This window comes from Hyphomonas beringensis (assembly GCF_000682755.1).
In the GTDB taxonomy this organism is placed as follows: Bacteria; Pseudomonadota; Alphaproteobacteria; order Caulobacterales; family Hyphomonadaceae; genus Hyphomonas; species Hyphomonas beringensis.
In genome coordinates this window covers 120935-129620 of sequence record NZ_AWFF01000098.1, presented here as the reverse complement: position 1 = coordinate 129620, position 8686 = coordinate 120935, and the positions used below count along the sequence as shown (strand labels likewise).

At 55.1% G+C, this 8686-nt stretch carries 5 protein-coding genes; 1 reads left to right on the top strand and 4 read right to left on the bottom strand.

Features of this window, described 5'->3' with window-relative positions; translation table 11 throughout:
- Together HY29_RS17495 and HY29_RS17490 are read right to left on the bottom strand one after the other, a co-directional pair.
- Window positions 1-1069, bottom strand: a 1069-nt coding sequence (locus HY29_RS17495) for a YDG domain-containing protein (RefSeq protein ID WP_034799540.1), incomplete at its 3' end; no start/stop codon positions are given.
- Window positions 1069-5616, bottom strand: coding sequence for a two-partner secretion domain-containing protein (locus HY29_RS17490; RefSeq protein WP_162176757.1), 4548 nt, complete (start codon window positions 5614-5616; stop codon window positions 1069-1071). The genes HY29_RS17490 and HY29_RS17495, both read right to left, overlap by 1 nt.
- A gap of 547 nt (window positions 5617-6163) precedes the next feature.
- Here HY29_RS17490 and HY29_RS17485 point away from each other — a divergent pair.
- The gene (locus HY29_RS17485; protein ID WP_034799534.1) at window positions 6164-7237 is read left to right on the top strand and encodes a GGDEF domain-containing protein; all 1074 of its coding nucleotides are present in this window, start codon (window positions 6164-6166) and stop codon (window positions 7235-7237) included.
- Window positions 7238-7261: 24 nt separating this feature from the next.
- Here the strand turns inward: HY29_RS17485 and HY29_RS17480 are convergent, their stop codons facing one another.
- Window positions 7262-7603: a hypothetical protein gene (locus HY29_RS17480; protein WP_034799532.1), complete on the bottom strand. Its 342-nt coding sequence runs from the start codon at window positions 7601-7603 to the stop codon at window positions 7262-7264.
- Window positions 7603-8685 (bottom strand): EscU/YscU/HrcU family type III secretion system export apparatus switch protein, encoded by a 1083-nt coding sequence (locus HY29_RS17475; RefSeq protein ID WP_034799526.1) that lies wholly within the window; start codon window positions 8683-8685, stop codon window positions 7603-7605. Before HY29_RS17475 ends, HY29_RS17480 begins: the two co-directional genes overlap by 1 nt.
- Window position 8686 lies beyond the last annotated feature (1 nt).

Below are 8686 nucleotides of genomic sequence, written 5' to 3'. Positions count from 1 at the left end.
CATAGACACGGTTGGCCACGGATGCCCCCGTGACCGTTAGCTCCTTCTTCTCGATAACCGCGCGCGCGCTGTCCGGGTACGCGAAATAATAGTTCTCCGCCTCGTCGCCTGTCAGGGCATAGGTTATGCTCGCTAGGGCGTTACCGGCATCCTTACGAGTAAACACGGCCTTGCTAGCTTCCACGTCAACCGCAACATCGCCAACATCATCCGCCACGACCCCATCCAGCGTCTCAATCGACAGCAGTTTCGCATCCAGGGTCCCGTCATAGACACGGTCGGCCACGACCGCCCCCGTGACCGTCAGCCGCTTCGGCGTGATCTCATAGCTCAATGGGCCGGGCTGCTGAACAAGATTATAATTGACAGCAGCAGAGCCTTGGAGGGCGTAACCGGTTATCGTTACCGTCCTTATACCTACATTCTTGCTGTCAAATTCACCCTTGGCGTTTTGCCAGTCTGGAGAGATACTATCACCATCCAGCTTACCGACTACTTCTCCGCCAAACAGACCATCAATTGACGTCAGCCCGTTATATTCGCGCGAAGTGCCTGTAATTCCGACGCCCCCGATGGTCACATCAAGCTTCGAAACCGTGGCGGTCAAATAGTCCGGTTGCACAAGCTGGTAATTTTTAGCCCCAGAGCCCGTTATGGCAAAACCACTCACTGTGACCGGCTTGTTCACTCCAGCATTTTTGTCATCAAACTTGCCCTGCGCGTTGTCGACGCTAAGCACCACTACGTCACCCGACACAACGCCGTCACTCAGCGTTCCGCCACTGATGTCCTGATCTCTCAATTTATTGTAGACACGGTCTTCAGTCGTGACTCCCTCGACCGTCAGCTGCGCCTTCGCCACATCAACCGTCAGGCCTGTCGGCTGGCTCAGCACATAATTGTCCTTGTCGGCCCCCTCAAGCAAATACCCGCTTGCCGTAACCGTCTTGCCGGTGCCCGCATCCTTGTCCGCCATCACACCCGCGGCGTCGTCCACGTTAAGCGTTACAGTGCCCGCATCCCCAGCCATAACCCCGACCAGCGTCCCGCCCGTCAGATCAACAGTCATCAGACCGTCATACACGCGGTCCGTCGGTGTCTGCGACCGTCATACACACGGTCCGTCGGCGTCTGAACGCCCGTAATCGTCAACGCCTTCGCCGTGATCGTTCCCGTCACATAGGTCGGGTCCGCAATCTGGTAATTGCCCGCATCTGCCCCGCTAAGGCTGTAGCCGCTCGCATCCACCTGCTTGTCGACGCCAACATTCTTGTACGCCTTCGCCGTGATCGTTCCCGTCACATAGGTCGGGTCCGCAATCTGGTAATTGCCCGCATCTGCCCCGCTAAGGCTGTAGCCGCTCGCATCCACCTGCTTGTCAACGCCAACATTCTTGTCCGCAAACAACCCGGTCAAAGGACGCTGCAGTATCACAGTATCCCCGGTCTCAATGCCGCCGCCCAGCGTCCCGCCCAACAGGTCCGCGATCGCCGTCCCGTCATAGGTCCGCGCATCAACCGTCACACCATCAACCGTCAGTTCCTTCGGCGTGATCTCACCGATATCCCCTGATGCCTGGGTTGAATCGAGTTGATAGCCATAGACATTGATTGCCCCATCCTTGGCGCTGTCGATTGTCAGGCCTGTCGCTGTGATCGTCTTCAAAGCCGCAGCATTCTTGTCGTCGAAGGTTGCGCCGGTTGCATCACCAAGCGTTACCTCATCGCCGCCAAGTTCGCCTGCTGTGATCTCGTAATTGTCTTCTGACAGAAGCGACAAAGCATCGTCTGTGCCATTATAGTCGCGCGTTACCGCACCTTTGAGCCCCGCCGTGACTGTGGGCGCCAGAGTATACAGAAAGCCATCGCCGTCAGCCTGGGCCACGGCCGTCTGACCATAGACGGCATTGTATTGCTTGAAGTCGTAGGTCAGGCCACCAATGGTATTGTTGGCCGGGTCATGCGACCAGACCAGCCAGTCACCATTGCTTGCCGACAGGGCGCTTGCCCCTGCATTATTGATAAATTTGTCACCCGCCAGAACGATCGCATCGTCCGTGCCGGTGGCAGTCAGCACGGCGCCCGTATTCAGCACAAGGCCCGATCCACTAGTGGGCCCGCCATTCAGCGCCCGAATGCTGTTCGCCGTGATCGTCGAGAGCGTGATGTCACCACTGGCCGTATATGTTTTGCCTGCGCCATCGCGCATGAGGATATCGACCGCACCCGTACCGGCATCTATGCTGGTGCCGTTAGCCATGGTGATGACAGCCGCACCGGAATCGCGCTCTGAATCAACAACACCATTCGCCGTTGTATCATTCGCATAAAGATTAACGTCACCGCCCTGCGTCGTGATATTCGCATTGAGCAAAATCGAACGGCCTGCCTGAAGCGTCAGATCTCCAGGGGATGCAGGACTTCCCGTGACGGTGACATCTTCTGCCACTGTAATATCATTGGACGCCTGAAGCGTCAGGTCCGTGCCAGCCGCCAGTTGTGTGGCCACTTCTGCAGCAGAAACAGACATGTCTTCGTTTGAATACGTGGAGAATTGGATTGCGCCAGGATCCGCATTGAGCGAATTATCAAACAGGTAAACCGCACCTGAGTTAGAGCTGTTGTTGCCAGGGCCATCTGAGTGCGATGCACCGATTACGAGCAAGTTACCTGCGCTATTTTGTGAAATCGACTTACCGAAATAGTCTGACACGTCCAAGCCAGAGATATTGATATCGCCCGAGCCGGTATATCCATTGCCTATGGTTCCGACGTGCGTACCGCCAGAAAACAGGTTGTCCGAAAAATCGAAGATGTATGCAGCGCCAGCCTGGTCTACCTGGTTTGTGGCACCCTGGTCTTTTGCGGCACCGACATAAAGCCTGGTTCCATCTGCACTCAGAGAAACGCTATGGCCAAACAGATCGTTGTCGTCGAGCGTCGTCTCGAGATCGATATTCTTACCGCCTGTCCACCTGGCTCCTATTACCGCCTCAAGATTCGCACCTGAGAAATTATTATCCGTAAAGCTATAAAGTCGAACAGCCCCGTTGTTCTGTCTGCCTCTGCCGAATGAGTCGTCCCCGTCCGCACCAATAGCAAGCCGATCGCCGGCAGCATTGAAGGAAAGCCCCCGCCCACTGGCGTCATTGGTATTCAGCGTGCTTTCGTCATAGTCTTTTGCACCCGTATAGCCAATCCCAATCATGCCCTCGAGTTTTGGATCTGCAAAATTCGTGTCCGCAAAGCTGATCAGATAAACATCACCGCTTTTGCTCGTGTTGTTATTAAATCCGTCGCCCTTTGTTGCCCCAATAGCCAGTCTGTCACCGGCTGCGTTTAGTGCAACCGAATAGCCAAACTCATCATCGGTCTCCATGCCGAGATTGCCTAGATTATTTGTTCCCCCCGCTTCAGAGAAGAAATTATTGTGCTCCCAATAATTTGAGAAACCGGGAGCGTTCCACTTGTACAGGTATACTGCGCCGGAGTTAGGCTTATTCTCATATCTACCATCATACCCCAAGGCCCCGACCGCCATCCTGTCGCCGGCTGCGTTCATTGCAACCGATGAACCAAGCTGGTCACCGGAGCGGGTATCGAAGTTTACATCGCCCGTACCCGTATAATTGTAGCCAATAGTGCCCACGAAGGTTGCATTCGAGAAGTGGTCGTCATCGAAGGTAAACAGACGGACAGCACCTGAAGTGCTACGTGAGTTGTTGAAACCGTAATCCTTAGGGGCGCCTATGGCAATTTGGTCGCCAGCACCGTTGAGCGCAACAGACCAGCCAAAATTATCCTCAGCGGACACAACTACAGTTTGATATCCAGCCTGCATGACCCCGATCTGTTTCCATCCGCCTATGTCGACGCGATCGCCGATGGTGAGATTTTTCGGGTCCAGAAGGAGAGATCCGCCTCCAAGGGCGAGCCTGTCGAGCGAGGCTTTGCGGAGCGTACCTGCGGACGAGATTTCGACAGCCCCGCCACCATCCGCGCCGCGGGCATCGATGGCCCCCAAAAAGGTTGTCAGCTCATCTGACCAGATGACGGCCGTGCCGCCCTGTCCTGAAGCCGAGGATACATTTATGCTGACTCCGTCATTCGCAAATGCAGTTCGTGCATTGGAAATGTCAGACACACCACTCCACCTTCCAAGGAAGAGATCATGATAGGATTTGCTGAGGTCAGGAGCCTTGCCCCCTTGGAAGGCTCCCCCGATGCGCACATGCCCGCCCATGATGCGACCGGTTGCAGAAAACTGCGTCGACAGAAGAAGGGTATCTTCTGCAGTCAAATCAATGTTGCCGCCTTTTCCATAAACTCCATCGACGAGGTACATACCTGACGATGTCATCATCTCACCGCCGTCAACATAGATATCGCCGCCATGCGTCAAGCCTTGGGCATTCGTGATACTTGTGGCATTTTCAGTGATACGTGGTGCAGTATATCTGACCATGCCACCCGCCCCGAGATGGCCGGTTGCCGAAACATGATCTGACAGACCCAGGATATTCTCGGCATCCGCAGAAATCAGGCCGCCCGTCTTACCCGATGCACTGATATTCCCGGCAAGACTGACAGCATCCCCGCTTATGGAGATCACACCGCCATTGCCTTGGCTCGACGTGCCTGTACCGGCCCCATCTGCGAGAATCTCGCCCTGGGTCGAAACGAAGTCGCCGTCAATATTGATGTCACCCCCGCCGGATGCACCTGAAGCGGAGAGTACGCCGCCGTCTTCAATCCGGACATCGCCTGACCCAGCCAGCGTGATGACGCCTTTGGATTCGCGGATGGAATCCGCGCGCACGATTCCCGAAATGTTGATGGACTGGTTGACAACTTCGCGGCCCGCAGACGCAGTGAGCAGCACGCGTCCGCCATTTGCGCGGATTGTTCCGTCATTTTCCACGAGCGCCGTCACAGGCTCTCCGGCGCCGTCCATCAGCGTCTCGCTGATTTCCTCACCGGGACTAAACTTAATCAGCCCGTCGCCATAGAAGTCCAGAGTAAATGCCGTGCCTGACGCGAGAGTGACACTGCCTAGATCCGCCTCTATGACCCCGGAGTTCCTGACATGCGGCGCGACGAAAGCCGCAATGCCGGCGTCACGTATGCTGATACGCCCCTGGTTGACCACAGAGGCATTCTTGAGGCCACCGCCGACAAACTGCACAGGGCTGCCCGCCATGAATTGGTCTGTATCCAGATCGCTGGTTGTAGCGATCAGCCCAGCCGCATCAACACGCGCGCCTTTGCCGAACAAAATGCCGTTACGATTGACAAGTACGACCTGTCCATTCGCTTTGAGCGAACCCAGAATCGTGGACGGATCAACCCCGTTCACGCGGTTGGCTGTAATGGAATCGACGCCCGGTTGCTCGAACACAACCTGCTCATTTTCATCGATCGAGAAGGTCTCCCAATCGATGACGGCGCGCTGTGAGGACTGCGTAATTGTTACGTCAGCCGTGCCCTGGCCAAGGATCACTGCAGCGCCATCCGTAACCTGACCGCCCTCAGGATTGGCCCATGCCGACATGCCCGTCAGGCAAGACGCAATCGTCAGGGCACTTGCCCGGGAAAGCCAATCCCGTCTGAAGGACACTGATTCCATTTTCGTTTGAGCAACCATCAACACAGCTCTTTTTTACTTACGCCACTAGAAGGCGCTTGAATAAACACGCGCACAGGGTGTGTTCTTGACGGATTATGGAATCTTAATTTTCGCCAGCTCTTTACTCCGTACTGGATCAATCTGCTCACTGGGCGATCTCTTTAGGCAGATGCAAAAATTGCATCTCATATGGGCGCCGTGTACTGCAATATGCCTGCGAATACTGCAGTTACGCATAGTCAGCACCTTATCTATAAGGGGCTTAAATCTGGCGAAAAACGCATGCGGGTCGAATTGTTCAAAAGGGACCTATTTCGCGTGACTCCTGACGCATAACCACGAGCAATAACGGCCACGACCCACGCATGCCTTTGGAACTGCCGATTCCTGACCTGTAGACCGCGCGTTCGAATGCGCGAGGATCACCATATTCTGCAGAAAAAGTTCTCCCAAAACAGAAGGATTAACCTTATTTGAAGGCCCTTTCAGTAGTTTCGCTAGTGGGGACTACCAGAGAACTTATCAAACTGATGCCGTCATGAACGATACCAAGACACCTGTGTTTAGCTGTCCGGAAGAGCAGAAGGTCTTTTCCAGGGTCTACAAGTACGCCGACATGGCGACGCGCCTCATGGAGGAGCACAAGACTCCGCCATTTCCGAACACATACGCACTAATGTATGCCTACGCCTCCGCCGAGAATGACGACATTGTTGGCATCGTGGACAATATGCTGGAGCGAGGAGACCTCTCCGCCTACGAGATAGATGAAGTCTATAGCAACCATCTCTGCCCGATGCAGGATCAGGCGAAGCGCGAAAAAATCGGCGAGAGAGTGGAAGCGCAGATTTCGAGCGTACTCGACCTTGTCGGAACGGGCGTCGAAAACTCTGACCAGTTTGAAACTGTGCTGCAGCAGATTGGCAACGGGATCGGCCAGACGACCTCCATCGACCAGCTGTCTGCCGCCATTAGCAATCTCATGTCAGAAAACCAGAGAATGGCGGGCCAGAGCCGCAAGTTGAGCGATGGCCTCAAGGAATCGCGCAAGCAAATAGAATTGCTACGACGTGAGCTGGAAGATGTGCGCAATGAAAGTATGCGCGATCCCCTCACCTCTGTTCACAACCGGCGGGCCTTTGACATCAAGCTTGCTGCAGAACTCGACGCGGCACGCCAGAACAATAGCGGTCTGTGCCTCGCCATTGCAGATCTTGATCATTTTAAACGCGTCAATGACACTTTCGGGCACCGGATAGGCGATGAGGTTCTCAAGGTTTTCGCGAACATCATCTCAGAGAATATCAAGGGCCAGGATCTGGTCGCCCGTTATGGCGGCGAAGAGTTCGCCATCATTCTACCCGCGACGGACCTCAAGGCGGCATCTATCCTGATAGATCGTATCCGCCTGCAAACGTTCCAGAGGAAACTGGTTTTGAAGGGATCCAAAAAGCCCTTGGGCGATATCAGCGCCTCCTTCGGCATCGCGCAGTTCGTTCCGGGCATGACCCCGGATAATCTGGTGGAGCTGGCAGATCAGAGACTCTATCTGGCAAAGAGACAGGGACGAAACCGTGTTCAGGCGGAAGACTGCGAAACAAATGCCGCGTGAAGGATGAGCTAGTCAGTCCCGCCTTCAGGCGCGAGTGTCAGCTCCCATTGTGATCAACTGATCTTCAGAATTCAGAATACGCTTCAGCTCCTCCTTGGCAGCTGCCACGGAGGTCTCTGTTTGCTCAATCAAAGCCTGCTGATCAGCGAGCTTACCCAGCAAGCGCTGAACATGGCCATTGCGCGCAGAGAGACTGAGCGTCTGAAAATCCATTTGCATCGTATCGGCAGCGGCAAGTTGAGCCTGCAAGTCCGCAAGACCCGCCTGCACCTCACGCAGACGAGTTTGCGCAATGGCGAGCTCCTGCTCTGCCCTCTGCCGCTTGAGAGCCACGAGTTTCAGGAGAACGCGGTTCTGCTTTGACATCACTGGCCTCTCGTCTGCTTGCGAACCCGGTCGACAAAGCTGACGGCCGCTGCCACAGCCGCGAAATGCTCCGCATGGATCTCTTCATCTATGTCGACAAGACGATAGATTGAGCGTGTGGAGGGTGGATCTCGATAGATGGGGATGTCATTTTCCGTGGCGACCTCCCTGATCTTGGCGGCCAGATGGTCCACACCCTTGGCCACACAGACCGGCGCGCGGCCTTCTTCGGGGGCCCATTTAAGCGCCACGGCATAATGCTCGGGGTTCACCATGACGACGGTGGCGCCTTTGACATTCTTCATCATCTGATTGCGGCTGATGCTGGACGCCTTTTCGCGCCGCTTCTGTTTGAGCTGCGGATCGCCCTCGCTCTGCTTCTGTTCCTTCTTCACTTCCTCGCGGGACATTTTCAACTTGTTTGCATGAAGCTGGCGCTGCAACGGAAAGTCGATGGCTGCCAAGGCGAACTGAAAGACCCCGAAGATCAGGAAGAGACCCAGGACCTGGGCAAAGGTGAAATCAAAGAAGTGCGCCAGCTCCAGTGCGCTACTGGCATAGTAGTGCTGAGCGAAATTGTAGAGAAAGACTGCCGCGAGCCCCCCCGCGAAGAGCATCTTGGCCATGTCTTTCAGAAAATCCAAAATACCTTTGGCCCCATATTTCTTCTTCAGGTTCTCTGCCGGCGAGATCTTGTTGAACTCCATCTTGATCTTCTTCGTGGAGAAGGTGATCGCCTGCTGAATAATCAGGGTCCCCGTAACGAGAACCGCCATGATGACCATCAGGGGCAAAACCTGGAGAAAAGTCTGCATCAGCCAGGACCTGGTCGCCTGACCTCCCTCGGTGAAAACATCCTCCGCATAACTGTCGGCATGGTACATTACAGAGGAGAAGGAATTGAACAGGGCTCCGGCTATCACGGAGCTGAACACGATCGCGGAAATTATGATGCCGGCAAACAGGGCGAAAGTGTTCGCCTCTTTGGACTGGGGCACGTTGCCTTCACGGCGGGCTTCACGGCGCCGCTGCTCAGTTGCCTCGAACTCCTTCTCGCCACCGCCTGATTGGTCTTCAGCCATA